This is a genomic window from Methylophaga sp. OBS1 (assembly GCF_026319365.1).
In genome coordinates this window covers 501309-528286 of the sequence record NZ_JAPDMS010000001.1, presented here as the reverse complement: position 1 = coordinate 528286, position 26978 = coordinate 501309, and the positions used below count along the sequence as shown (strand labels likewise).

The window sequence follows — 26978 nt, the reverse complement described above, 5'->3', positions numbered from 1 at the left end:
AATAATGCGGATTCAATATTTAGGGTATGCGCGTCTTCACGTGACATGGCTTGCCAGCTTAATTAAACACCGCATAAAAATACGGTAAACAGTTCAGTGACTACGTAGTTTGATATGTTAAGGCTAGTCTGAAATAAACACTTCATCGCCAACTTTTATCATGCCTTCAGTATCTGTCTGTGAATATACGCCCAAGTTCTGAGCAGCATCTTTGACTATTGTTCTAAGCAGAGCGGTGTCTTGTTCGAGATCCTGTTGCTTCTTGGTTACAGCGCCACAGCGTGGCGTTGAACTTTCACAACTGACGACACTTTTTCCAATCAAGATTTTCTTCCCCAACCAGTCCTGCTCAACCAAGCCCTCAATGTCTGGCAAGGTTTCAATAACGATGTTTGGTCTGAAGCGCTCAATACGCCAGTCAGCAGAAGGGTTCAATTTTTTCAAATGTGAGATTGTTGATGTGGTCACAATATGAAAAGGCATGACTAAAAAGAAAGTGCCTGGGATAGTGATGTAGTCCACCAGAACATCACTCAAGTTATCCAGATCAGGTAACGGCTCGCCAGGCTCTCTTTCAAAGGTCGCTTTAAGCTCTTCAAGCCATTGAACCTGATCTTTTTTGTATCGCCTGAAGAAGTCCTGATTATCAACCGAGCCCAGATATTCCAGCGTGGATTCATGACCGACAAGTTCAGATAAAACCGACTCGATTTCAGGATCTTGGGTACTGATTACAGTCCCATCGGGCATAAAAATATCTACCTCGTGGCGCTGTGATGGGGGCCCGGATTGTTGTTTAAATTGTGCTTTGCATCTGAGTAAATCTGGTCTCATCTTACAGCTCTGAATCTCTCCGCGTTTGGTGTCACGCAGGGCCCAGACTCTATCTCCAGTCAGTCCTTTCATGCCCAAGTGACATTCACTGACTTTTTGGCCCCCCATACCTTTAACCGGATATTTCCAAATCTCTCTGATAGTGCCGACTTTTTTCATGTTTCTTTTCACATTTTTGGGTCAAATAGGAATTGATACTGGATGTGCTCATCAGCGTTGTCTGGCAGTAGACAAACAAGCTCAACACAGGGTGATCATGGATGTCAGTAGAAAAGCATCGAAATGATTCACTGAGCCAAAAGTACACGCCACCCTTTATCCTGCATGCAATAGGCGAGGCCCAGCGTGACTTCGCTGTAGTTCTCATTTGCAGAGTGAGGCTCTGAGAGTGTTTGCAGACAATCAGCGCCATCTCGCTTGAGCTCATCGGCGCCTGCCCCGGCTTTCCACCATGAATTAACTTTGATCATGTCTGTGGGGTTCTGAGGCTCAACTTCTGCTGTTACCTCAGTTGATTCATCTGTAAGGGCTGCCTCTGTACTGTCAGCAAATGGATCATTAGAGGCTTTTTTATAACTGGTGGATATCGGATTAAGTATTTTTCTGGACTTGAGTGAATGGCCTAATAGGGGGGCATCGTTATCTAAATCAACCACGACCCAGCCATTTTCTCTTAAACATTCACCCAGGGCCTCTTCAGTCAGGCTTTGCTTTTTACAGAGCGACTTTTGATCTTCTAATTCATCAACGCCAGCGCCTCTTTTGTAGCTGAACTCGCCGCCACAGGCTGACAGAAGTGTAAAAATAATAACCAGAGGTATCGATTCCAAGGCCTTGATTTTAATACATGATTTCATTCCCTATGCGCTCCCTTAAATAACCTGACTAATCACAGATTACATTAAGCAAGCTGAGTTTTTTCTACGCAGTTTGACGTATTCCTGCATCGCGCTGCTGAACCTAACATTGCCCCTGAAGCAATTTCCAAACGCAATTGTTTTTTCGACATCTCACAGGGGCAAACAGATGAAAACACACTTCAAGTCACTTACCTACGCTGTAGCATTAGGCAGTGTCGCCATGACCGCGCCATTATCGTCACAGGCAGCAGGCACAATCACTTTCGGCGAAGATCAGTACGTCAGCGTCGGCTTTGGATTTATCGGTAGTTATAACAGCACGGAAGATGCCGCCAATGACGGCAGTGATTCAAATGACTTTACCTTGAATCATGGACGGCTGTATTTAGCCGGTGCGTTGAACAAGTACATCAAAGGCATGCTCAATACCGAAAAGTCAGGCGGTAATGACAACTTTCAGGTTATTGATGCCGTGGGTATTTTTGAGCTGACGCCTGAATTTTCAATCTGGGCAGGTCGTTTCCTGTCTCCAAGCAGCCGCGCCAATATGGCAGGCCCATTCTTTACATCAGGCGATGGCTACTGGGCTGATATCACTGCACGTTACGGCTGGAATGGTGGTGTGATTGGTCGTGATGACGGTGTGGCTATTGTCGGTACCGCGCTGGATCAACGCCTGGCCTATTCTTTTGGTGCCTTTGAAGGCAAAGACCTGTTTCGATTCTCTGTCGGTGCCGATGGCAGTGGCCTTGAGAGCACCAGCAATCCTGATCAAGACGATGACCTGATGTACGCGGGTCGCCTGCAATACAGCTTCTGGGATAAAGAGCCGGGTTACTACGGCACCGGTAATTACCTGGGTAAAAAAGACATCTTCACCATTGGTGTCGCTGCCCGTGAAAAGGGCGATGGGTCAGCATCTACAACCGAAGTCGGTGATTATTCCCAATGGACTGTTGACTTGTTGCTCGAGAAAAAACTGGCAGCGGGGGCAGTGTCTCTTGAGGCAGCTTACTTCGACTATGACACCGACGACGTTTTCCTGACCGAACAGGGCGAGGCTTACTACGCCAGCCTCGGCTATATCTTCAATGAAAAAGTGGGCTGGGGCCAGTTCATGCCATTTGCCCGTTACCAAAGCTTCGATCGCGATAGTGGTAGCGAAATTGAAAGAACAGACTTCGGTGTGAACTACATCATTGACGGTTACAACGCCTCAGTGACGGCCGTTTATAAAGACCTTGAAATTGAAGGTGACGATGACGCCGATATTTTCGATGTGTCGGTTCAGTTGCAATTTTAATTATTGAAATCAAACGCTTTTCTTCAACACAGGAGCGATAGATGAAAACCTTAGTGAAGTTAGATTTAGATAAAAAGCCATGGGAACAGGATGGTCAGATTCACAACCGATGGCATCCAGACCTGCCGATGATCGCCATGGTCAAACCCGGGGACGAGTTTCGTGTCGAGTGCATGGATTGGACTGGCGGCCAAATTGGAAACAATGATAGTGCCGACGACATTCGTGATGTGGAACTGGAGCAGGTCCATTATTTGAGTGGACCAATTGGTGTCGAAGGCGCAGAACCGGGTGATTTGATGGTGGTAGACATCCTGGATGTCGGCACCTTTGAAGATCAGCAATGGGGTTTTAATGCGCTGTTTGCACGTGAAAATGGCGGCGGTTTTCTGACCGACCACTACCCGGAAGCACGTAAGTCCATCTGGGACTTCCACGGCATTTACACCACCTCACGGCACGTTCCCAATGTTCGTTTCGCTGGCATCATGCATCCGGGATTGATTGGCTGCCTGCCCTCCAAGGAAATGCTGGAAACATGGAATAAGCGTGAGGGCGAGTTAATTGCGACTGACCCGAATGCTGTGCCGCCATTAGCATGCCCCCCCACAGAGCAAGCTGCAGTGATGGGTAAGCTCAAAGGAGATGCAGCTGCTGCCGCGGCAAAAGAAGGCGCCAGAACCGTACCGCCTCGTGAGCATGGTGGTAACTGCGATATCAAGAACTTAACCAAGGGTTCAAGAATTTACTTCCCTGTCTATGTTAAGGACGGCGGGCTCTCAATGGGTGACCTTCACTTCTCTCAAGGTGATGGTGAAATCACATTTTGTGGCGCGATTGAAATGGCCGGTTACCTGGACATCAAAGTCAATCTGATTAAAGGCGGCGTGAAGAAATATGGCATCAAGAATCCGTTATTCCAACCAAGCGTTGTCGAGCCTAAATACAGCAACTACCTGATATTCGAGGGTATTTCTGTCGATGAACAGGGTAAGCAACACTACATGGACGTCAATGTAGCCTACAAACAAGCCTGTTTGAATGCCATTGAGTACATGAAGAAGTTTGGTTACACCGGTGAACAGGCCTTATCGATACTCGGTACGGCGCCTGTGGAAGGGCATATCAGCGGTATCGTCGATATTCCGAATGCCTGCGCCACGCTGTGGCTGCCGACGGAAATCTTTGAGTTCGACATGCTGCCCAGCCCCGACGGTCCTGTGGAGTTTGTCACGCCCGGCACCGACATGAGTAAAACCTCTTAGGGGCTAATGAAATGCCTTTATACGACTATCGCTGTGACTCATGTGGTTCATTCTCTGCCATGCAAAAAATGAGTCAATCCTCAGCTCCTGCTGTTTGCCCCGCCTGTGGCGCCATGGCTGACCGAATTATCTCGGCACCACGCCTGGCTCTGATGGACCGGGGCACAAGAACAGCCATGGAGCGTAACGAAGCATCGGCCCATGCTCCTCGGCATGCAAGGCGCTCAAGCTGTGGCTGTAGTGGAACGCATACCTGTTCCACTACAGCCAGGGCTTCTGCAAAGCAGCAAACTGAGAAGCCCGGCCTACAGATGCAAACCAAGAAAACAGCAAGACCCTGGATGCTTGGGCATTGAGCATCAATTCGATTTTTTCAACTGGAGAAAGAAGATGAAAATATTTAACCGAAGAACCTTTTTAGGCAAAACAGGTGCCCTGTTGGGTGCCATGATGGCTGCGGGTGTCATGAGTAGCTCGGTCGTTGCTGACGAAGTGAATACCACAGGTCTGGCCGTGACCGATGACACCGTCAAAGTCGGTATCCTGCACTCACTGACCGGGACCATGGCCATCAGTGAAACAGGCGCACAGGAAGCTGAAAAACTCGCTATCAAACAAATCAATGAGAGTGGCGGTATCCTAGGTCGCCAGATTGAGATTATCCAGGAAGATGGTGCCAGTGACTGGCCAACTTTCGCGGAGAAATCCAGAAAGCTGCTGGTTCAGGACAAAGTGGCCGCGGTGTTTGGTTGCTGGACATCAGCATCACGCAAGGCTGCTCTGCCGGTTTTCGAGCAAGAGAATGGCCTGTTGTACTACCCAACATTCTATGAAGGCCTGGAACAATCGCATAACGTGATTTACACCGGTCAAGAAGCAACACAGCAGATCCTCGCAGGTCTCGACTGGGTCGCTGAAGAGAAAGGTGCCAAGACGTTTTATCTGATTGGTTCAGATTACATCTGGCCACGCACCTCCATGAAAATTGCCCGCAAGCACATTGAAAATGTATTGGGTGGCAAAGTGGTTGGTGAGGAATACAAGCCACTGGGTGATACTCAGTTTGGCTCTGTTATCAACAAGATCCGCCTGAAAAAGCCTGACGTTATCTTCGCTGCCGTTGTGGGTGGTTCCAATGTGGCCTGGTTCAAACAATTGAACGCTGCCGGTATCACCGCGGATAAGCAAACACTGCTGACCATTTCCGTAACGGAAGATGAAGTATTGGGCATTGGTGGTGAAAACCTGGAAGGCTTTTATTCAGTCATGAAGTACTTCCAGAGCCTGGATAATCCCAACAATGAAGCGTTTGTGAAAGCCTTCAAAGAGATGCATGGTGCCGATAGTGTGATTGGTGACGTGACTCAGGCTGCTTACCTTGGTCCATGGCTTTGGAAAGCGGCTGTTGAGGAAGCCGGTAGTTTCGATGTCGATAAAGTAGTGGCTGTCTCCGAGAAAGGGGAAATTGCACTGGATACAGCGCCAGAAGGCTACGTCAGACTTCACCCTAATCATCACCTGTGGAGTTACACCCGCGTGGGTAAATGGAAGAAAGACGGTCAGGCTGAAGTGGTTTATGAGTCGCCTGAGCTGATTGAACCCAACCCATTCCCAGAAGGTTATCAATAGACATCTGTCTGCGTTGGCAGGCTGCCTGGCAGCCTGCCTTCCTTCTCACAATTATCTTGAATCCTGATTTTATTGACTAATCCCTTGGAGTAAGAATTATGGGTGAGTACTCAATACAAGAATTGACATCAATTCTCGCCATGCAAGGTTTTGCCGGAATCAGTCTATTTAGTGTTTTATTGCTAATGGCACTGGGGCTGGCCATTATTTTTGGACAGATGGGTGTCATCAATATGGCCCATGGTGAGTTCATGGCTATTGGTGCTTATACCACCTATATGCTCTCCAAAATGACAGAGACATACTTTCCGGAGTTAATGTCTTACTACTTCATATTCGCCATATTTGCCTCTTTCATCGTGGCTGGCATCGTCGGTTACTTTGTTGAGTTCCTGCTGATAAGACACTTGTACAAGCGACCCTTGGACACCTTGCTTGCCACCTGGGGCCTGAGTCTTATCATGCAGCAAATGTTCCGGTCACTGTTTGGTGCCCGCGAAGTCAGTCCAACCTTACCGGACTGGTTGATGGGCTCCTATACACCGACAGAAACCATTTTTATCCCTATCAACGGCATGTTTGTACTTGGACTGACAACCCTGGTGACACTGGGGGTATTCATCCTGATGTATCGCTCTTCCTGGGGCCTCAATGTCCGTGCTACCACACAAAACCGAATGATGAGTGGTGCTGTAGGCATTAATACAAAGAGAACAGATCGTCTCACTTTTGCACTGGGTTGCGGCATTGCGGGGATCGCAGGCGCAGCTTTCACGACGATCGCTTCAACCGGTCCAACGATAGGCTCTCTCTATATCGTGGACACATTCATGGTTGTGGTGTTCGGTGGCGCTGCCAGTCTCTTTGGCACTATCGCATCCGCATTTACTATCGCCCAGGCGCAATCCATTCTTGAGTTCTTCATCAGCGGCTCTATGGCCAAAGTGCTGACACTGTTGACGCTTGTCATCATTCTGATGCTTCGCCCTGAAGGCCTGTTCTCAGCGAAAGTTCGCAAGTAATAAAGGGGATAAAGATGAACTTTTTCTTGCAAAGATTTTTGGGTGGGCGTGAAGGGGCTATCAGCGTCGCTATTCTCGCCATTTTGATTCTTATTGTCCTGCCGTTGAGTCTGGATCTTTTCAGGCTCAACCTGGTAGGTAAATATCTCACTTATGCCTTTGCGGCATTGAGCTTGGTCCTGCTGTGGGGGTACGGCGGTATTCTCAGTCTGGGCCAGGGGGTGTTTTTTGGTCTGGGTGGCTATGCCATGGCCATGTTCCTCAAACTTGAGGCTTCCGATCCGGAAAGTACCAAGATACAGTCAACCCCGGGTATTCCTGACTTTATGGACTGGAATCAGTTAACCGAACTGCCCTGGTTCTGGGTGCCGTTTGAGCATTTGTGGGTCGCCATTCTGGCAATCTTTATCGTGCCGGCGGTGTTTGCTTATCTGATTGGTTACTCCATGTTTAAACGCCGCGTCGGTGGTGTTTATTTCGCGATTATCACACAGGTCATTGCACTCATTCTGACCATTTTGATTGTGGGACAGCAGGGTTATACCGGTGGCATCAATGGTATTACCGACTTGAAAACCTTAAACGGCTGGGATATCAGAACCGATTCCGCCAAGTACACACTGTATTTCATCAATGCGATCCTGCTCCTGGCCGTGATCTGTCTGAGCAAATTCATTCTGACCAGTAAGTTCGGTCGGCTATTGCTGGCTATGAAGGACAAGGAAGATCGTGTTCGCTTCTCCGGTTATGACGTTTCCAGCTTCAAGATCTTCATCTTCTGTGTCGCTGCCGTTATCTCTGCCATCGGTGGCGCGATGTTCACGCTCCAGGTTGGCTTCATGTCACCGTCTTTTGTGGGCATCGTACCGTCGATTGAAATGGTTATTTTTGCTGCTGTCGGCGGCCGGATGTCTCTGGTCGGCGTCGTCTACGGCACGCTGCTTATCAACGCCGGTAAAACCGCCTTTTCAGAGACCTTCCCCGAACTTTGGCTTTTCCTGATGGGCGGTTTGTTCATCGCTGTCGTGCTGTTTTTCCCTAATGGCCTGGCTGGTATCTATGACAAGTATTTCAAAAACCTGCCGGTTGTCAGAAAGCTGATGTCTTTAGGCAAAAAAGCGGGTGACAGCCACAAGCCAAATAATAAATTACAAGGAGCTGCCAAATGAGTACTGAAACTGACTTCTTGTTGGCCATCGAAGATTTGACCGTCTCCTTTGATGGTTTCAGGGCGGTTGACTCATTAAATATGTACATCGATAAGAATGAGTTACGCGTCATCATTGGGCCAAATGGAGCGGGTAAAACCACATTGCTCGACCTGATATGCGGCAAGACAAAAGCCAGTTCGGGGACCATTAAGTTCAAAAGCCAGGAGCTGACCAAAAAGGCAGAACATGAAATTGTCAGAACAGGCGTGGGCAGAAAATTCCAGACCCCATCCATTTATGAAACGCTGACCGTTTATGAAAATCTTGAGGTTTCTTACCCGGAGGGACGCTCGGTCTTTGGGAGCCTGTTCTTCGAATCAAATGAAGCGGTCAGGGAGACCGTGCTGCGAGTCGCCGGGGAAATCCAGTTACTGGATGAACTGGAGACCGAGGCGGCGGTATTAAGTCACGGACAAAAACAGTGGCTTGAAATCGGTATGTTACTGATGCAGGACCCGGAGCTGCTGATGCTGGATGAGCCCGTTGCCGGCATGAGTGCCAAAGAGCGCGATGAAACTGCCGAGTTGTTGAATCAGATCTGTAAAAACCGCTCCGTTATTGTCATCGAGCATGATATGGAATTCGTGAAGAAGATTGCCCGCAAAGTCACGGTGCTGCACCAGGGACAGATTCTTGCTGAAGGCGATATGGATAAAGTTCAAAACGACGAAAAAGTTATTGAAGTTTACCTCGGCCACTAATATCACTGGAGATTCAATCATGTTTGAAGTTGAAAAATTGCATGTTAGCTATGGCCAGAGTGAAGTGGTTCATGGCGTGAGTTTTACCGCCCAGAAAAATGAGACCGTTGCGATCATGGGGCGAAATGGCATGGGGAAAACCACCCTGTTCAAATCGCTGATGGGGATTTTACCGAGCCAATCAGACAAAGTGATTGTGGATGGGCAGGATGTCAGTCAAGCGGAAAGCTATCAACGGGTCGCCAGTGGGCTGGCATATGTGCCTCAAGGACGGATGATCTTTCCCAACCTGACCGTTAAGGAAAATATTGAGACTGGGCTTGGCGTATCCAAACAGAAAACCATTCCAGAAGATATTTTTGATCTTTTTCCCGTCCTGCATGAAATGCGGCATAGAAAAGGGGGTAATTTATCTGGCGGACAACAACAGCAACTGGCGATTGCCAGAGCCCTGGTGACCAACCCGAAGGTATTACTGCTGGACGAGCCCACGGAAGGTATACAACCCTCCATCATCAAGGATATTGCCAAAGTTTTAAATGAAATCAGACAAATGCGCGATATTACTATCGTCGTTTCCGAGCAGGTGCTCAGTTTCACCATGGAGATAGCCGATCGGATTATGGTCATCGACAAAGGCAAGCTTATTCATGAAGACCACCGGGATAATGTCGATGCAGATAAGATAAAGCAGTACCTGACTGTCTAGTCAATCACTGGACTGCCAGGGACGGCAGACTGGTCTGTTAAACCACAACGGTATTGGTGAGACTAACTTTGAACTGTGCCAGGGACAAAAAGACTGCACTTTCCTACATGAATGGCTGGAACGCATCGCTGAAGCTGGAGTTTGCCTATCGCTCTCCGTTTACGCGTTTGATAAAACGACAGCACCAGGGGCCGTTGGTTTTTCAAAAAGTGCTCTATCCGGAAGGACAGGACACGGCTCACGGATTAATTGTCCATCCTCCCGGCGGTGTAGCTGGAGGGGACAGTCTTGATATCAGCTTTCAGCTCAATGACGAGTCACAGGTTTTACTCACAACCCCGGGAGCGACCAAGTGGTACAAATCGCTGGGAAGACGAGCCAAACAATCCATTCATATTCAGCAAGGTCAAGAAACAGTCCTGGAATGGTTACCCCAGGAAAATATTGTATTCGATGGTGCTGATGCTGATATTTCAACCACAGTAGCGCTGAGTGGTAATGCCATTTTTTCGACGTGGGAAATCACCTGTCTGGGCCGGAAAGCCAGTGGTGAATCCTGGCAAAACGGTCGCCTGAAGCAATGTACCGAGGTTTTCCGGGATGAAAAGCTTATCTGGTACGACAGTGTGGTTCTGAGGCCTGATAGCCCCGTACTTTCATCCGTGTCGGGCCTGCGTGACAGGCTTGTTTTCGGCAATATGATTTTGGCGGCGAGTGAGCTACCCCAGGACTTGATCAAGGCTTGTCGCGAGGTCGCATTGAGTTCCGAGGCGTTATATGGGGTATCAGCCTTGCCGGACATTTTTACCGCTCGATATATAGGGGACTGTGCCCAGGAAGCCAGGCAGTACTTCGAGGCAATCTGGTCCTGTTTGCGTCCCTGGTATGCCGCAAAAAATGCCGTTCGTCCCAGAATATGGGCAACGTGACTTCATCATCACTGAGGTTGAAGAAATATGGAATTAACTCCCAGAGAAAAAGACAAGTTACTCATTTTCACGGCGGCACTCCTGGCTGAAAGACGCTTGCATAAGGGACTCAAGCTGAACTATCCGGAGGCTGTCGCCTTTATTTCAGCTGCGATCATGGAAGGTGCCAGAGAAGGGCGAAGTGTCAGTGAGCTGATGGGATATGGGGCAACCTTACTGACCCGTGATGAGGTGATGGAAGGCATCCCGGAAATGATCCCGGAGATCCAGGTCGAGGCGACCTTTCCCGATGGGACCAAGCTCATCACTGTTCACCACCCAATTGTTTGAGGAAACTATGATGATTCCCGGTGAAATACATTGTGCAGAAGGCGATATCGAACTCAATACCGACCGTGAGACACGACAGGTCGATGTCGCTAATGTTGGTGACAGGCCGGTTCAGGTTGGCTCGCATTATCACTTCTATGAAGTGAATGAGGCGCTGAGCTTTGACCGAGACAAGGCTTATGGCTTTCGACTCAATATTACAGCGGGCACAGCGGTCCGATTCGAGCCCGGCCAGATGCGAACCGTAGAGTTAGTCAGTCTGTCCGGAAACCGAATTGTGTATGGCTTTGCCGGCAAAATCATGGGGTCCTTGAAATGAGTGTCAAAATAGATCGTCAGGCCTATGCTGAAATGTTTGGTCCGACAACAGGCGATAAGGTCAGGCTTGCAGACACCGAGCTATGGGTGGAAGTGGAACAGGACTTCACTAGCTATGGTGAAGAAGTGAAGTTCGGGGGCGGTAAAGTCATCCGTGATGGTATGGGCCAATCTCAACTGACTTCGATCGATGTGGCTGATACTGTCATTACCAACGCGCTCATTATTGATGCCATTACAGGTGTGATTAAGGCGGATGTCGGCATTAAAGATGGTTATATCAGTAGTGTGGGTAAAGCGGGGAACCCGGATATTCAGCCTGGGGTTACAATCCCGATCGGGGCAGGGACGGAAATCATTGCCGGAGAGGGGATGATACTCACGGCGGGGGGCATTGATAGTCATATTCATTGGATCTGTCCACAACAAATCGAAGAGGCACTGACTTCCGGCATCACGACGATGCTTGGTGGTGGCACAGGGCCTGCTACGGGCACCTTTGCCACGACCTGCACGCCGGGCCCCTGGCATATTCACAGAATGCTGGAGGCGGCAGAGGCCTTTCCGATGAACCTGGGGTTCTTCGGTAAAGGGAATGTGTCACTACCGGAGGCGGCGGAAGAGCAGGTCAGCGCCGGAGCTATCGGGCTCAAGCTGCATGAAGACTGGGGCACAACCCCAGCGGCTATCGATAACTGTCTGAGTGTTGCCGAGGCCATGGATATTCAAGTGGCAATCCATACGGATACATTGAATGAGTCAGGCTTTGTCGAGACCACGCTGGACGCTTTCAAGGGCAGGACCATACATACTTTCCATACCGAAGGTGCCGGTGGCGGCCATGCGCCGGATATCATCAAAGCCATCAGTTCGCCCAACGTGCTGCCATCCTCTACCAATCCTACCCGGCCATTCACAGTGAATACGCTGGATGAACACCTCGACATGCTGATGGTGTGTCACCACCTGGATTCGTCAATAGCCGAAGATGTCGCCTTTGCCGAATCCCGTATTCGTCGTGAAACCATCGCTGCCGAGGATATTCTGCATGACACCGGGGCATTTTCAATGATGTCCTCTGATTCGCAAGCAATGGGACGTGTGGGTGAGGTCATCATGCGCACCTGGCAGACGGCCCACAAAATGAAGGTGCAACGAGGGCCCCTGGAAGAGGATAAAAGTCGAGGTCAGGGCGAGAGCGATAACTTCCGTGTCAGAAGGTACATCGCAAAATACACGATCAACCCGGCGATAACGCATGGTATCTCACAGATTGTTGGTTCCATTCAGTCTGGTAAGTTCGCTGACCTGGTACTCTGGCGACCGGCATTTTTTGGCGTTAAACCCACACTGATTCTGAAGGGCGGCACCATCGTCTCCGCTACCATGGGGGATCCCAATGCCTCAATTCCGACCCCGCAGCCTGTTCACTACCGTCCCATGTTCGGCAGCTTCGGTAAATCAGTTACAAATAATTCATTAACTTTTGTTTCTCAGGCTGCAATGCGAAACCCCGAGCTGCGAATGCTGGAGCTGAACAAGATGCTGGTCGCCGTCAAAAACTGCCGGAATGTGACAAAAAAGGATATGGTACTGAATGACGCAACACCGCGGATTGAGGTTGACCCAGAGACCTATCAGGTGCTGGCCGATGGTGAGCTCTTGATGTGTGAGCCTGCTGAAGTCCTGCCTATGGCCCAACGCTATTTTTTATTTTAGGTAGTTAATCATGCTGGAAATTAGTGAGAAATTATCTCATCACCATGAAACGATGACCGATCTCAGTGTGGCACTGAGTTATGACGCCAGGAAGAAAAGCCGGATCAGAGTGGCGTTGAGCAATGGGGAAGAGGCGGCGATTTTCATGCCCAGGGGATCAATATTACGCGGTGGAGACATACTGGTAGCCAGTGACGGACGAAAAATTACGGTGATTGCGGCGGATCAGGCAGTCAGTAGAGTGACTGCAAAAACCGCTCAGGCATTAACGAGGGCTGCTTACCATCTCGGTAATCGTCATGTACCTCTGCAGATAGAAGCGAGCTGGTTGATCTTCGAGCAGGATGCCGTGCTCAAAGACATGTTACTGGGATTGGGCGATATCGAGGTTGAAGATTTAGATGCCCCCTTTGAGCCTGAGGCGGGTGCCTATGGTGGTGGACATCATCACGGGCATGATCACTGATGGAGAATAGATTTGCTTTTTCCCGTTTACTGCAATTAGCCAGTCCAACACTGCCAATAGGGGCATATAGCTACTCTCAGGGTCTGGAGTGGGCCATTGAGTCCGGTGACGTTGCTTCGCCGGAGCAGGCACAAAACTGGATGGCCGAGGTAATGAATAATTATCTGGGTGTGTTTGATTTGCCCGTCATCAAGCGTCTTTATGAAGCCTGGCAGGCAGTGAACGAAGCGCAAATTCATCATTGGGATGCAAGATACACAGCCGGGCGTGATACAGCAGAGACGCTGCTGGAATCAAGGCAAATGGGGTATTCTCTACTCACACTGCAAAAAGCGTTGTCTACGCTATCCGAAGAAAGATTAGCCATCGCTGAGCGCATCAGCGAACCGGCTTTTCCAACACTTTATGCTGCCGTTGCTGTGAGTTGGGAAATTCCCGTGAAAGACTGTCTGCATGCCTATTTATGGTCATGGCTGGAGAACCAGGTCAGTGTGGCGATGAAAACGATTCCGCTAGGGCAGGTTGCAGGCCAGCGAATGCTGGGAGAGGTGTCTCTGTTGATACCGTCTACTGTTGAGTCATCCCTGTGTCTTGACGAGGATGACATATCAAACTTTTCTCCGGCATTGACGATCGCCAGTTGTCGTCACGAAACGCAGTACACACGGCTTTTTAGATCCTGATGCAATGATTAAGAGAACAACCATGAAAGAACCTTTAAGAGTTGGTATAGGCGGTCCTGTCGGTTCAGGTAAAACGGCATTAACACTGGCTTTGTGCCGACGTCTACGCGATGTCTATAACATCGCCGTGGTCACGAATGATATCTATACGCGTGAAGATGCTGAATTTCTTACCCGGAATGAAGCGCTCTCGGCTGATCGGATTATTGGTGTCGAAACGGGGGGCTGTCCCCACACAGCGATACGAGAGGATGCCTCCATGAACCTGGAAGCCGTGGCACAGCTCAGTAAGCGGTTTGATCCCCTGGATATCGTTTTCATAGAAAGTGGCGGCGACAATCTGGCAGCGACTTTCAGCCCGGAACTCTCGGACTTGACCTTGTATGTGATTGACGTCTCTGCCGGTGAGAAAATTCCGAGAAAAGGGGGGCCGGGGATTACCAAGTCTGACTTACTTATCATTAACAAGACTGACCTGGCACCCCTGGTTGGCGCGTCGTTGGAGGTGATGGACCGGGACGCCAAAAAGATGCGCGCTGACCGACCCTTCTATTTTACCAATCTGAAGGATGAAGAAGGGCTTGACGAGATTATTGCTTTTATCGAAAAGCAGGGCTTGATGCTCAATTAATACAACACTAACAGGAGGTTCGGATGAAACGCGCTTATTTAACAGCATTATTTTTTCTATTGGTCCCACTCACTTCAATGGCCCATCCGGGACATGACACGAGCACTTTTATGAGTGGCTATCTGCATCCTTTGACAGGGATTGATCATTTATTAGTGATATTGGCGGTGGGTTTTTGGGCTGCCCGAACATCCAGACAAATGTGGCAACTACCGTCTATCTTCATCGGCTTTATGTTGATTGGACTGCTGTTTGGCGCCGGTCTCCAGAGTGCCGTTTTTGTCGAGTGGGGAATACTGGCAAGTTTATTCACGATGGCCGTCGTTCTTATGCTCGCCAGTGACGTCAACAACATGGTGAAATATGGATTAACCAGCCTGTTTGCCCTGTTCCATGGCATGGCGCATGGCAATGAATTAGTGCTTGCAGACAATGCACTCGCAGTGATCGCCGGTATGCTGCTGTCATCCTCACTGCTTATTGTTATGGGTGTATACTTTGGTAAGCGCCAGGGTCGGGTTGGTGCTTACTTCAGAAACATTATCGTTTCTTGTTTAACGTTTACTGGCGCACTGTTCCTGCTCAGTTAACAAAGCAATGCTGCTTACGCCCTGTCGCGTCTCATCCGAAGCGTCGGCAAGGTAACTACGTAAAATTACGTAGATAACTCATCAATGGGTATCCGCTATGATGCCCGTTGAGCAATCTAATGTTTGAGACCCGGACAAGCATTAAACCTTTGTCAGGACAGCAGCATTGAACATAAACCAGGCCAAATCAATACATCCAGAGCCCGATGCACCACAACGTATTGTAAAAATCCGGCGTGATTACAATACCTGGGTGGCCAATGAAACGCTTGAAGATTATGCGCTGCGTTTCACGCCCCATTCGTTTCGTAAGTGGTCTATATTCCGTGTTTCAAATACGGCTCTGGGGGCGATATCCTTCCTCGTTCTCGAAGCAATCGGTGGCACTATCGCCATCAATTACGGTTTCAATAATGCCTTCTGGGCAATATTGACCGTCACTTTGATCATCTTCCTGACCAGCCTGCCCATCAGTCACTACGCGGCGAAGTATGGATTAGATATGGATTTGCTGACGCGTGGTGCGGGTTTCGGTTATATCGGTTCGACAATATCTTCCTTCATATACGCGACCTTTACCTTCATTTTATTTGCTTTAGAGGCCGTCATTATGGCGTACGCCATCAGCCTCTATTTTCCATTGCCAATTTATGTCTGTTATTTGATATCCGCCCTGGCAATTATCCCGATGGTCACACACGGCGTGACGTTTATCAGCCGAATTCAGATGGTCACTCAGCCGGTGTGGTTGGCAATGACCTTTATCCCCATTGGATTCATCCTGTTTAAGCACCCTGATGCACTGAGCGGCCTGGTTAATTTTGCCGGTGAGTCCGGTTACGACAGAGATTTCAACATTTATATGTTCGGCTCTGCGGTGGCGATTGGCATGGCCCTAATTCCCCAGGTGGGCGAGCAGGTCGACTTCCTGCGTTTCATGCCTGAAAAAACCAAATCAAACCGATTGAAATGGTATGCCGGCGTGGTTGCTGCCGGTCCCGGCTGGATCAGTATGGGCATGGTCAAGATGTTTATCGGTACTTTTCTGGCCTATCTCGCTGTCACAGCCGGCTTGTCTTTCGAACAAGCAGTGAATCCCACCTACATGTATATGGTGGCCTTCGGTGAGCTGATTGATAACGCCGATGTCGTGCTGGCAGTCACGGTGTTTTTTGTCGTGCTGTCACAAATAAAAATCAACATTACCAACGCCTATGCCGGCTCGCTGGCCTGGTCAAACTTTTTTGCCCGGCTGACACATCGTCACCCTGGCCGTGTGGTCTGGCTGATATTCAACGTGCTGATTGCCACGATGCTGATGTTGCTGGACGTGTTTCAGGCGCTGGAACAAATCTTAGGCTTGTATTCGAATATTGCGATTTCCTGGATCACTGCTGTCGTCGCCGATCTGGTCATCAATAAGCCTTTGGGTCTCAGCCCCAAAGGGGTGGAATTCCGCAGAGCCTATCTGTTCGATATCAACCCGGTCGGGGTCGGGGCCATGATCATTGCCTCGATACTGTCCGTGACCGCATTCCTTGGCGCATTCGGGCTGGAGGCCCAGGCTTTTTCATCCTTCATCGCGATTATCGTGGCGCTGATTGTCTCGCCGGTTCTGGCGTATTTAACCAAAGGACGTTTTTATCTGGCCCGTCAGCCTTACCAGTTTCATCAAACAACCGGTAAAGAAACCTGCAGTATTTGTGGCCGTGACTATGAGACTGATGATGTGGCGCATTGTCCAGCCTACCAAGGGCCCATTTGTTCTCTGTGCTGTAGTCTGGATGCACGCTGTAATGATGCCTGTAAGCCCCACGCCACGCTGAGTTCGCAATGGCAGACACTGGTGAATAAACTGCTTCCCAATAAATGGTCGAGCAGTGTACACAGTGGGTTGGGACATTATCTGCTGTTGTTGTCAGCCACGGTTATTTTGCTGGCAGCGATATTCGGGCTTTTATACACCCATATTTCGCTGACAGTGACAGAATATGCCGCGCAAATCATGCCCCAGATCATGATTGGCTTCACCAAGGCATTTTTTGCCTTGGTGCTGGTGAGTGCCGTGATCGTGTGGTGGATCGTGCTGGCCTCACAATCAAGAAATGCGGCCTACCAGGAGTCCAATCACCAGAATGCATTGCTGCAGCGAGAGATCCTGTTGCACAAAGAAACCGACGCCGAACTGCAACATGCCAGAAAAGTCGCCGAGGACGCGAACCAGGCCAAGAGTCGTTACATCACCGGGATTAGTCATGAGCTCCGTTCACCCTTAAACAGTATTCTTGGCTATGCTCAGTTACTCAACAACAGTGACCAGGAGAATGACAAAAACCGTCATGCCACCAAGGTCATTTTGCGAAGTGGGGAACATTTACTGTCGTTGATAGAGGGCACGCTCGACATCGCCCGGATAGAAAACGGCAAGCTTGAATTTGATCTGAAATCACTGCGGTTGCCGGATTACATTCAGCAAATCGTCAGCATGTTTGAAATCCAGGCCCGAAATAAAGGCCTGCAATTCAACTACACCGGGTATGAAGACTTGCCTGCCGTGGTTAAGGCAGACCATAAAAGGTTGACTCAAATTCTGACCAATATCATCGGCAACGCCGTGAAATACACGCATCAAGGCGAGGTATCACTGTATTTTAACTATGCCCGGGAGTTTCTGAATATCAAGGTGAAAGATACAGGCCCCGGGATATCCGCTTCAGAACAGGCACGAATTTTTGAACCCTTTGCCCGAGGCAACACCGCGACGGGAATTGGTGGCACGGGCCTGGGGTTGACCATTGCCAAGCTGCTGACCGAGTTAATGGGTGGGGTTATTGAACTCAAGAGTGAGCTGGGCGAGGGGAGTGAATTTGATATCAGGCTGTTTCTGCCGACGATTCGCAGTATTCAGCCGGAACATACTATCCCCAATAGAATGCCCGTCGCTTATGAAGGGGAACGCAAAAAAATCATGGTCGTTGATAACGACCCCGTCGATAGAGAACTGCTCAGTAACCTGTTGGTGCCATTAGGCTTTAATGTGATTGAGGCCGCCTCTGGGATGGAGTGTATAACGCTGTACCAGACATTAAAGCCGGATGTCATTTTCCTGGATCTGGCGATGCCGGAGATGGATGGCTGGGAAACCGCGCACATTATCAGAAATGTTCATTTCGCCACGGTCAAAATCTGCATTGTGTCGGCCAATGCCTTTGACAGGGGGCTTGAAAACTCATCGGGGATTACCGCCGACGACTTCATGCCCAAGCCGATTAACCTGTTTGAGTTAATCAATTGGCTGGAACGCGCGCTCGCTATTCAATGGATTCATAAAAGCGACGATAATAAAAAGCTGGCAAAGACAGTTATCCCGCCACCTCAGGAGACAATCAACAAGCTCATGAAGTTACTGGAAATGGGTAACATTACAGCCATCAATCAGTGTCTGGAAGCGGTGATACGGACATCACCCCATTGCCGGGACTTTGTTGAGACAATGAGCCCGATGCTGGCGTCATTTGATTTGGATGGCATCAAACAGTTTCTGGAGAAGTACTCAAATGAAAGATGAACAAAACGCCAGCGGCTTGGTACTGGTCGTAGACGACTTTCCAGATACCCTGGCTTTATTGCATGACGCCCTGATTGAATCCGGCTTTTCTGTTCTTGTTGCGAACAATGGCCCGTCCGCTTTGAAAATCTGCAACGAGGCAAAGCCGGATGTTGTGCTTCTGGATGCTGTCATGCCTGACATGGATGGCTTTGAAGTCTGTAAAGCGCTTAAAGCGGAACCGGAAACCCGGGGCATTCCCGTTATTTTCATGACCGGCCTCACTGAGCCTGAGCATGTTGTGGCCGGGTTTAATGCGGGCGGAATCGACTACGTGACCAAACCGCTGATTCCGGTTGAAGTGATTGCACGGTTGAACACCCACATGAAAACGTCTCGCCTCATGAGTCACACACAGGGGGCGTTTGATGCATTTGGTCAGGCAGCCTTGGCATTGTTGCCCGGCACGGACCGTATTATCTGGCAAACCGCGTTAGCCAAAAAACTGATGCAGGATTACTTTCCTGAGGGGCATTCGTATGATGGCTCTAAATTCTCCGAGTGGATAGCAGAGCTGGAACAGAAACAGCCCAAACAACGCAGTTCACTGGTCATTGAAAAAAATGCCAGTAAGCTGGTATTAACTGCTGCTGATATCCAGAGTGATGAGCAGTGGCTCATCCTGCTTCAGGAAGAGTCAGAAAAAGCACAAATAGAGAAGTTGAGAGCCACGTTTAATCTAACCAAACGTGAATCAGAAGTGTTGCACTGGGTCATCATGGGCAAAACAGATAAAACAATTGCCCAGATCCTGGGGAGTAGCCCGAGAACAGTCAATAAGCACCTGGAGCATGTATATATCAAGCTTGGCGTTGAAACCCGCACAGCGGCAGCATCCATAGCCATTAACAAGCTTCAGAGCGTGCCAGCATAGAGCTGTCTCAAGCACACAGACACAAAAAAGCCGACGCAAAGTCGGCTTTTTATTTAGCAGAGTGCTGACTTCAACTTACTTTGGGTTGTAGTCATCAAAACGCTCGATATATTCCTCGATGTTTTGCTCCATCATCTCTCTGTAACGCTGAGAGAAGTAATCCACCATTTTCTGCTTTTCTTGTTTCAGCTTTTCCACATCGTCAAACTGACGAACGGTGCTGAACACGTTGAAGCGAGCAGCAGAAAACAGCAGGGCTGCATTCACATTGTCGACTTCAGTTTCTGCATGCTGCTGGTTGGCAACCGCAATAAATTCGTCACAACGTTCCTGGAAGGTTTTTTCTTTTGGGGCGTTTTCGCTCATTTTCTCTCTCGTTAATAATCGTTTTAAGTTTTGCTCAGCCAAACAGTGACTTGATTCGATTGACCATAATTTTAACCCGGCTCAACAAGCATTTAACCACATTGCCATTGGCATGTTTGAAATGCTTCTTGAAGGGCTTTTTGACTTCCCAGGTGCCCTTGAAGCCATTCGGGAAAATCACCAAATCACCGGCTTTGAATGTCACTGCCGGACTGCCATCTTCCGGTGTCATCACACACTCGCCTTCAAGGATATAGGCATATTCCGTGGTGATAAATTTCCACGGGAATACAGAGACTTCTTTCTGCCAGGTCGGCCAGTGTTTAATGCCCAGTTTTTTGAGTTGTTCTTCGCTTGGATTAGGTTCTACGGTGATTTGTTTCAATTTATTTTCCTGATTAATCTCATATCGCCGGTCGATATGATTTCAGGGGAAGGTAGGTTACAAGATCAGCGTGTATTTTCATAGGCAACGATGCTATGGGACGTGTTTAAGAAGGTAGGTTGGGCTGAAGCATAAAGCCCAACAAACCCAGCAAAAAATAGAGAAATCACGTAGGTTGGGCTGACAAAGGAAGCCCAACAAATCACCGCTCACCAAAAATCCCCTCATCAACAGACTGAAAAAATCCCCAGTCCGGACTCAACAGTCCCTCTCTCATGTACCGATGAATACTTGAATAAGGCCAGTCAATGGCTTTGTCGACATAGCCATGCTTAACCGGGTTATAGTGAATGTAATCCACATGCCGCTCATAATCGGTTTCATCTCGAATGAGATGTTCCCAGAACCGGCGTTGCCAGATGCTACGCTCACGTTTTTTGATGTGACTCGACTTGAGTTTCTCAGTCTTGGCTAATGATCTTGAGAACGTTGATTTGATTAACATCCAACGTTTGGAGTAATTCGCATCGCCATCAGGCAAGGTCCACACTGCATGAAGATGATCGGGCAGGATCACCATGGCATCAATAGAGAAAGGATGTCTTTGTTTGACGTTATGCACACAACGCCGCAGTAAGGAAATATGTTCGGTCAGAAGCGATTGTTGCCGGTCAAGCAGATTAACCGTAAAAAAATAAGTGGCACCCGCCACATCCACACGTCGATAACGCATGATTCACATTCCTTGTGAAATTTAAAAAAATGTATTTGACGAATGTATCAGCCAAACACCAGACCTGCAAAATACGTAGGTTGGGCTGAAGCATGAAGCCCAACGTGGGTGAGGATTCAAACTTTGATTGTTGGGCTTCGTTCCTCAGTCCAACCTACCTTTGATTATCGGTCAGACTAGCCCAAGTCATTGCTAGGCCTCCAGACAAAGGTGTAGATTCACTCCTAGAACAATTACAGTCGCCTCTGTGCTGATTAAGTTTTACAAAAGGAAGCAACATGCAGAAGGTTTATAAGAAAGAGGCATTCAAGCTTCTCAAGCTTGGCGTTGTGGGATTTTTACTGGTCATTATTCTGGTGCTGGCAGGAGAGAAAATGACGGGTACAGAAATGGTGATATTGGCTATCACGCCTTATATCCTTTACCAGCTTTACTGTGTGTTTAATAGGACAAGACGAGCTAAGAAGAAGTAATTACCGGCGACTTGATTTCATCGTGCCTGACCCTGTGATTCTATTGCCTGGAACAATGTAGGTTGGGCTGAAGCATGAAGCCCAACGTGGGAGTAGGATACAAAGCGTGGAATTGTTTCGGTTGTTTTGATTGTTGGGCTTCGTACAAATTACCAATCTTTTAACTCATCAACTTCTTTTAATTTAGATTGCAGGTATTCTTTACTTGAATCACTCAATATTTCACATAAAGACTCTAACTCAGCTTTTATGTTTTCAGTAATGACTTTCGCGCAGTGCGTAGGGACGACTTCATCAGAATGAATTTTGAATTCAATTAACCCAGTTGCACTATATCCTGTTAGCGCACCAATACTGTATTCAGTCCCCAGTTCTAGCTCTTCGAATACTTCAGATGGAATGGGTTTATCAAGCGAGAATGACCTTTCAAAGACATATAGAACCACCATAGCTGCAAAATGCATTCTTGCAATTGTGCATCTAAAAGTACTCAGATCAGCCTCCTGCCTCATTTCACCATTCGAATTAGCATCTTCTGATGTATCTTTTGGCAGCCCTTGATAGCTTTTAGATAACGAGTCAATTTTGGAATGAATGTTCGTAAATTGCTTTGGAATGTCTTTTGTAAGATGTGCTATTGAACTTGAAGCACTCTGAATATCATGGATTGAATTTGAGAGAGTTGTATTCGCTTCAATAACTTTTTCAAGTTGGGTAGATTGCTTATTGCCAGAAATAATTGTGTAAAAAATAGCTAAAATTGCTAAAAGTAGGGATGATACTGTAAGGGCAAAAGATACTCTCTCGACTAAATGAGGCACTTCGTAGTAAGCAAAAGATATAAGCATTACGATAATGATGAGAAGGTAAGATATCCCGTATCTATAGTGAATCTCTCTATTCTTCATTAGAAATCCTTGATTCAATTTGGAAATCTCTTTCATTTATCAAAAAAAGCCGACTCAAGGTCGGCTTGTTATTCGATATCTTCCTAGTCCCATTTAAGACCAGCACCAGTCTGATACTCGGTGACTTTGGTCTCGAAGAAGTTCTTCTCCTTCCTCATATTGGCCTGTTCATCGAGCCAGGGCAGGGTGGCTTCGGCACCGGGGAACGGTTCTTCAAAGCCAAGCTGTTTGGCACGACGGTTAGCGGTGTAACGGAACTGGCCGTGATGCATTTCTTTTGAGTAACCCAGGATTGGGTCTCGCAGAATGTAGCCGGCATAAGTTTCTTCCGCTGCGTCAGCTTCTTCAAACATGGTCTGGATTTTCTTCGGATCCAGTTTGACGTTTTCTTCTTTGATAATCTGCTTGCAGACGCGGATGCCGAACGAGGCGTGCATGACTTCGTCACGCATGATGTATTGCAGCTGTTCGGCGGTGCCTTTCATGAGACCGCGACGTTGCAGGGCGAAGATCGGCGAGAAGCCGTTATAGAACCAGGCGCCTTCGAAGATGCCGCCGAAGAAGGCATAGGACATCACGAAGTTTTCCAGTTCGTCACGGTCACGCAGGTCGATATCACTGCGCAGCACGGTGTTCAGACGGTCATTGGCCAGTTTGATCTTCTGGTAAATCTCCGGCACCACGCGGTAGCGGTTGTAGATTTCCGACTGGTCCAGACCGATGGTTTCGATACAGTGCTGGTAGGTCCAGGTGTGCAGAGCTTCTTCATAAACCTGACGCGCCTGATAGATTTGCAGCTCAGGCGCCGCCATTTTTTCCATGACCGCCAGACCGATATTACGCATGGCGAGAATATCGGAGGTGGTCAGGTAGGACAGCACATTTTCATAGACGTGGCGCTCTTCCATCGTCAGCTTGTGACGATAGTCATGAACGTCCTGCGCCATGTTGATATCCAGTGGCGTCCAGTGGTTTTTGTTGGCGTTGAGGAAGTAGTTCCAGGCCCAGGGATACTTGAACGGTGCCAGCTGGTTAATGTCGGTGTCGCCGTTAACGACACGTTTGTCATCGACATTGACCGGCTTGGCGTTGCTCAGGGGCATCGCTTTGACCTCAGCCGAAGCGGGTGCTTCGGTGAGGTCATTGGCTGCAGGGGCTGCAGCTTCGGCCTGTTCTGCTTTCTCTTCTTCTTTTTTCGCCTCAGCGGTACCGGCTATCGGTGCTGAGAATGGATCATCCCAATTCAACATTACTGACATGCCTCGCAATCTGGTTCCAAAATTGAGCACGCTTTCGGTGCTTCCATACCTTCACCCAAAAACTCTTCGGCTTCGGCAACAGTGCTGGTCAGGGTCGCGCCAGTTGTGGCGGCACTGGCAACAGGCGCAGCGGTCGGGCCGGAGGCAACCGGTTTAGGACCACTTGGCTTTTCGGCTGACGGTGGCGGGGTTGGGGCCGAGCTGGTTTTTTCCGCACCGGTCGCACCCATCGAGCGCAGGTAGTAAGTGGTTTTGAGACCACGGACCCAAGCCAGTTTGTACAGGTTGTCCATCTTCTTACCTGATGGTTCTGCCATGTACAGGTTGAGGCTCTGTGCCTGGTCGATCCATTTCTGACGACGGGAAGCGGCTTCAATCAACCAGCGGGCATCCATTTCGAATGCAGTGGTGTAAAGCGCTTTCAGTTCATCAGGAATACGGTCGATGTCCTGCAGGCTGCCGTCGAAGTATTTCAGGTCGTTAATCATCACGTCGTCCCACAGACCGCGTGATTTCAGGTCTTCAACCATGTACGGGTTGATGACGGTGAACTCACCGGACAGGTTCGATTTGACGAAGATGTTCTGATACGTCGGTTCGATTGACTGGCTGACACCACAGATGTTGGAGATGGTGGCAGTCGGTGCAATCGCCATGGTGTTTGAGTTACGCATGCCCTGACGTTTGATCTTGTCACGCAGCATATCCCAGTCCATGGTTTTGCTTTCGTCCTGTTGCAGGTATTCGCCGCGGGCCTCTTTCAACAACTTGATAGAGTCGATTGGCAGAATGCCTTTGCTCCACAGGCTGCCTTCATAAGACTGGTACTTGCCACGTTCTGCAGCCAGGTCTGAAGAGGCTTCAATCGCGTAGTAGCTGACCGCTTCCATCGATTCATCAGCAAACTTGACCGCTTCTTCAGAGGCATACGGCATACGCAGTTTGTAGAGTGCATCCTGGAAGCCCATGATGCCCAGACCGACCGGACGGTGCAGCAGGTTAGAGTGACGCGCCTGCGGCACGCTGTAGTAGTTGTACTCGATGACGTTGTCGAGCATACGCATCGCAGTACGGATGGTTTTCTGCAGCTTCTCTTTGTCGAGATTACCGTTCTCGTCGACATGCTTGACCATGTTGACCGAGCCCAGGTTACAGACCGCAATCTCTTTGTCAGAGGTGTTCAGCGTAATTTCGGTACACAGGTTGGAGCTGTGAACGACGCCGACATGTTGTTGCGGGCTGCGGATGTTACAGGGATCTTTGAAGGTAACCCATGGGTGACCGGTTTCGAACAGCATGCCCAGCATTTTGCGCCACAGGTCGACGGCGGGCAGTTGCTTGAAGTTACGGATTTCGCCGCGGACGGCTTTTTCTTCGTACTCGGTGTAGGCCTTTTCAAATGCCAGACCGGTCAGGTCGTGCAGGTCTTCCACTTCTTCCGGTGAGAACAGAGTCCATTGACTTTCTTCAGCCACGCGCTTCATGAAGAGATCTGGAATCCAGTTGGCGGTGTTCATGTCGTGGGTACGACGACGATCATCACCGGTGTTCTTACGCATATCGAGGAATTCTTCGATATCGATGTGCCAGGTTTCGAGGTAGGCACAGACCGCGCCTTTACGTTTACCACCCTGGTTCACAGCAACCGCCGTGTCGTTGGCGACTTTCAGGAACGGGACAACACCTTGTGATTTACCGTTGGTACCTTTGATATGAGCGCCCAGACCACGTACACGGGTCCAGTCATTACCCAGACCACCGGCAAACTTGGAGAGCAGGGCGTTATCGCGAATCGCGCTGTAAATACCGCTCAGATCGTCAGGTACGGTCGTCAGGTAGCATGAAGACAACTGCGGACGCAGGGTGCCTGAGTTGAACAGGGTCGGGGTCGAGCTCATGAAGTCGAAGCTTGAGAGCAGGTTGTAGAACTCAATCGCCCGTTCTTCACGGTCGATTTCGTTGATGGCCAGACCCATTGCGACACGCATGTAGAACGCCTGTGGCAGTTCAAAGCGGGTGCCGTCATGGTGAATGAAGTAACGGTCGTACAGGGTTTGCAGGCCGAGGTAGGTGAATTCGAAATCGAGTTCCGGTTTCAGCGCTTTACCCAGCCGTTCCAGATCAAACAGGCCCAGTTCAGAGTCGACCAGTTCATGCTCAATCGCGGCATGAATGTAGGTTTTGAAATAGTCCGGGTAGATATCGGCCATTTCACTTTGCTTGGCTTGTCTGTAGGTTTTGTAGACAAAGCTCAGGGCTTCACGACGGATACCGTCCATCAGCAGGCGAGCGGCCAGAGTGCTGTAGGCGGGATCTTTTTCGATGAAGGTGCGAGCACCCATAACCAGGGCTTTTTCAACGTCAGACGACTTCACGCCGTCGAACAGGTTACGCTGGGTGTCACGCAGAATGCGGTCACGATCCACTTCTGCCAGACCGACACAGGCTTCGGTGATGAGATCGTGCAGACGGTCGATATCCAGCGGTTGGCGAGTGCCGTCAGCGGCGGTGACATGCAGGGTCGTCTCGTTCGCTGGTGAGGGATGTTTTTTCTCTTCTTCGGCGCGTTTTTCAGCTTGTTTCTCACGGTAAAGCACGTAAGAACGGGCCACTTTGTACTCACCGGCACGCATCAGTTGCAGTTCAACCTGGTCCTGGATGTCTTCAATGTGGACTGTGCCACCTTCGTCGAGACGACGCAGCAGGTTATCGGTGATTTGTTTGGTCAGTTCTTTAACGGTGTCGTGAATGCGACGACTGTCTTTGGCTGATTCGCCCTCGACGGCCAGAAAGGCCTTGGTCATCGCCACAGCAATCTTGCTGCTGTCAAAGTCGGTGACTTTGCCGTTACGACGGATAACGCTGTAGCCGCTTTCGGCAGAGGCGTTGTTAATGGATTGTGCTGGTTCGCTCGCCATAATGAATTCCCTGCATGTTTGGTGAAAAAACAAAAATCATGAAAACCACTAGAGATTGTGGTTTTGAAATGATTGAACCACAAGATAGTGTGTTTTTGAAGCCTTGGCAAGTGGAAAAGTTGCACATAAATTGTGCACTTTTTGTGGATAAGTAGCAGGCGATCCCGACGTAGCGTAGCAGGGGTGCCAGCTCCCGGGATTTGGGCGATTTTGGTGCTGAAAAAATATTTTTTTCAACGAGGCAAAAAAAGCAAA

The 26978-nt window shown here is 49.1% G+C and carries 27 protein-coding genes; 19 read left to right on the top strand and 8 right to left on the bottom strand.

The window, feature by feature from the left end:
• Window positions 1-123: 123 nt before the first annotated feature.
• Entirely contained in the window at window positions 124-993 is an 870-nt protein-coding gene (locus tag OMQ46_RS02560; protein ID WP_266235583.1) for an MOSC domain-containing protein, read from the bottom strand.
• Between the two features lie 128 nt (window positions 994-1121).
• Window positions 1122-1691, bottom strand: coding sequence for a hypothetical protein (locus OMQ46_RS02555; protein WP_266235581.1), 570 nt, complete (start codon window positions 1689-1691; stop codon window positions 1122-1124).
• A gap of 169 nt (window positions 1692-1860) precedes the next feature.
• On the opposite strand from OMQ46_RS02555, the gene OMQ46_RS02550 reads away from it, so the two are divergent.
• The 18 genes from OMQ46_RS02550 (at window position 1861) to OMQ46_RS02465 (ending at window position 19681) form a co-directional block, all read left to right on the top strand.
• The gene (locus OMQ46_RS02550; RefSeq protein WP_266235579.1) at window positions 1861-2997 is read left to right on the top strand and encodes a porin; all 1137 of its coding nucleotides are present in this window, start codon (window positions 1861-1863) and stop codon (window positions 2995-2997) included.
• Window positions 2998-3038: 41 nt separating this feature from the next.
• Window positions 3039-4262: a formamidase gene (fmdA, locus tag OMQ46_RS02545; RefSeq protein ID WP_266235578.1), complete on the top strand. Its 1224-nt coding sequence runs from the start codon at window positions 3039-3041 to the stop codon at window positions 4260-4262.
• A gap of 11 nt (window positions 4263-4273) precedes the next feature.
• A complete protein-coding gene (locus tag OMQ46_RS02540) occupies window positions 4274-4618 on the top strand; it encodes an FmdB family zinc ribbon protein (protein ID WP_266235576.1) in 345 nt (114 codons plus the stop codon).
• 34 nt (window positions 4619-4652) lie between these two features.
• Entirely contained in the window at window positions 4653-5891 is a 1239-nt protein-coding gene (gene urtA, locus OMQ46_RS02535; RefSeq protein WP_266235575.1) for an urea ABC transporter substrate-binding protein, read from the top strand.
• A gap of 98 nt (window positions 5892-5989) precedes the next feature.
• Window positions 5990-6913 carry an urea ABC transporter permease subunit UrtB gene (urtB, locus tag OMQ46_RS02530; RefSeq protein WP_266235573.1) on the top strand — a complete coding sequence of 308 codons (924 nt, stop codon included), beginning with the start codon at window positions 5990-5992 and terminating at the stop codon, window positions 6911-6913.
• 26 nt (window positions 6914-6939) lie between these two features.
• Entirely contained in the window at window positions 6940-8082 is a 1143-nt protein-coding gene (gene urtC, locus OMQ46_RS02525) for an urea ABC transporter permease subunit UrtC (protein ID WP_266235572.1), read from the top strand.
• The gene (gene urtD / locus OMQ46_RS02520; protein WP_266235570.1) at window positions 8079-8825 is read left to right on the top strand and encodes an urea ABC transporter ATP-binding protein UrtD; all 747 of its coding nucleotides are present in this window, start codon (window positions 8079-8081) and stop codon (window positions 8823-8825) included. The genes urtC and urtD overlap by 4 nt, the downstream gene beginning before the upstream one ends.
• A gap of 19 nt (window positions 8826-8844) precedes the next feature.
• Window positions 8845-9534 (top strand): urea ABC transporter ATP-binding subunit UrtE, encoded by a 690-nt coding sequence (urtE, locus tag OMQ46_RS02515; RefSeq protein ID WP_266235568.1) that lies wholly within the window; start codon window positions 8845-8847, stop codon window positions 9532-9534.
• A gap of 107 nt (window positions 9535-9641) precedes the next feature.
• A complete protein-coding gene (locus tag OMQ46_RS02510; protein WP_266235567.1) occupies window positions 9642-10463 on the top strand; it encodes an urease accessory protein UreD in 822 nt (273 codons plus the stop codon).
• Window positions 10464-10490: 27 nt separating this feature from the next.
• Window positions 10491-10793 (top strand): urease subunit gamma, encoded by a 303-nt coding sequence (gene ureA, locus OMQ46_RS02505; RefSeq protein WP_266235565.1) that lies wholly within the window; start codon window positions 10491-10493, stop codon window positions 10791-10793.
• 10 nt (window positions 10794-10803) lie between these two features.
• The gene (locus tag OMQ46_RS02500) at window positions 10804-11112 is read left to right on the top strand and encodes an urease subunit beta (RefSeq protein ID WP_266235934.1); all 309 of its coding nucleotides are present in this window, start codon (window positions 10804-10806) and stop codon (window positions 11110-11112) included.
• Complete coding sequence (ureC, locus tag OMQ46_RS02495; protein WP_266235563.1) at window positions 11109-12830, top strand: urease subunit alpha; 1722 nt, start codon at window positions 11109-11111, stop codon at window positions 12828-12830. Before OMQ46_RS02500 ends, ureC begins: the two co-directional genes overlap by 4 nt.
• Window positions 12831-12840: 10 nt before the next feature.
• A complete protein-coding gene (gene ureE / locus OMQ46_RS02490; protein ID WP_266235561.1) occupies window positions 12841-13296 on the top strand; it encodes an urease accessory protein UreE in 456 nt (151 codons plus the stop codon).
• Window positions 13296-13979, top strand: a complete 684-nt coding sequence (locus OMQ46_RS02485) for an urease accessory protein UreF (protein WP_266235559.1) — start codon at window positions 13296-13298, stop codon at window positions 13977-13979. Before ureE ends, OMQ46_RS02485 begins: the two co-directional genes overlap by 1 nt.
• Window positions 13980-14001: 22 nt before the next feature.
• Entirely contained in the window at window positions 14002-14610 is a 609-nt protein-coding gene (gene ureG / locus OMQ46_RS02480) for an urease accessory protein UreG (protein WP_266235557.1), read from the top strand.
• Between the two features lie 23 nt (window positions 14611-14633).
• Window positions 14634-15200, top strand: coding sequence for a HupE/UreJ family protein (locus tag OMQ46_RS02475; RefSeq protein ID WP_266235555.1), 567 nt, complete (start codon window positions 14634-14636; stop codon window positions 15198-15200).
• Between the two features lie 166 nt (window positions 15201-15366).
• Window positions 15367-18768: an ATP-binding protein gene (locus tag OMQ46_RS02470; RefSeq protein WP_266235553.1), complete on the top strand. Its 3402-nt coding sequence runs from the start codon at window positions 15367-15369 to the stop codon at window positions 18766-18768.
• Window positions 18758-19681: a response regulator transcription factor gene (locus OMQ46_RS02465; RefSeq protein ID WP_266235552.1), complete on the top strand. Its 924-nt coding sequence runs from the start codon at window positions 18758-18760 to the stop codon at window positions 19679-19681. The genes OMQ46_RS02470 and OMQ46_RS02465 overlap by 11 nt, the downstream gene beginning before the upstream one ends.
• Window positions 19682-19756: 75 nt before the next feature.
• Here the strand turns inward: OMQ46_RS02465 and OMQ46_RS02460 are convergent, their stop codons facing one another.
• From OMQ46_RS02460 to OMQ46_RS02450, 3 genes are all read right to left on the bottom strand, one after another.
• Window positions 19757-20047 (bottom strand): DUF3144 domain-containing protein, encoded by a 291-nt coding sequence (locus OMQ46_RS02460; RefSeq protein WP_266235550.1) that lies wholly within the window; start codon window positions 20045-20047, stop codon window positions 19757-19759.
• Window positions 20048-20081: 34 nt separating this feature from the next.
• Window positions 20082-20432, bottom strand: coding sequence for a cupin domain-containing protein (locus tag OMQ46_RS02455; RefSeq protein WP_266235548.1), 351 nt, complete (start codon window positions 20430-20432; stop codon window positions 20082-20084).
• Between the two features lie 202 nt (window positions 20433-20634).
• Window positions 20635-21165 (bottom strand): REP-associated tyrosine transposase, encoded by a 531-nt coding sequence (locus OMQ46_RS02450; protein WP_266235546.1) that lies wholly within the window; start codon window positions 21163-21165, stop codon window positions 20635-20637.
• A 278-nt stretch (window positions 21166-21443) separates the two neighbouring features.
• Here OMQ46_RS02450 and OMQ46_RS02445 point away from each other — a divergent pair, with 278 nt between their 5' ends.
• Window positions 21444-21638 (top strand): hypothetical protein, encoded by a 195-nt coding sequence (locus tag OMQ46_RS02445; RefSeq protein ID WP_266235544.1) that lies wholly within the window; start codon window positions 21444-21446, stop codon window positions 21636-21638.
• A gap of 149 nt (window positions 21639-21787) precedes the next feature.
• Here the strand turns inward: OMQ46_RS02445 and OMQ46_RS02440 are convergent, their stop codons facing one another.
• The 3 genes from OMQ46_RS02440 to OMQ46_RS02430 all read right to left on the bottom strand — a co-directional run bounded on the left by OMQ46_RS02440 (window position 21788) and on the right by OMQ46_RS02430 (window position 26723).
• The gene (locus OMQ46_RS02440) at window positions 21788-22546 is read right to left on the bottom strand and encodes a hypothetical protein (protein WP_266235542.1); all 759 of its coding nucleotides are present in this window, start codon (window positions 22544-22546) and stop codon (window positions 21788-21790) included.
• An 83-nt stretch (window positions 22547-22629) separates the two neighbouring features.
• Complete coding sequence (locus tag OMQ46_RS02435) at window positions 22630-23796, bottom strand: ribonucleotide-diphosphate reductase subunit beta (RefSeq protein ID WP_266235541.1); 1167 nt, start codon at window positions 23794-23796, stop codon at window positions 22630-22632.
• Window positions 23796-26723: a ribonucleoside-diphosphate reductase subunit alpha gene (locus OMQ46_RS02430; RefSeq protein ID WP_266235539.1), complete on the bottom strand. Its 2928-nt coding sequence runs from the start codon at window positions 26721-26723 to the stop codon at window positions 23796-23798. Before OMQ46_RS02430 ends, OMQ46_RS02435 begins: the two co-directional genes overlap by 1 nt.
• Window positions 26724-26978: the final 255 nt, after the last annotated feature.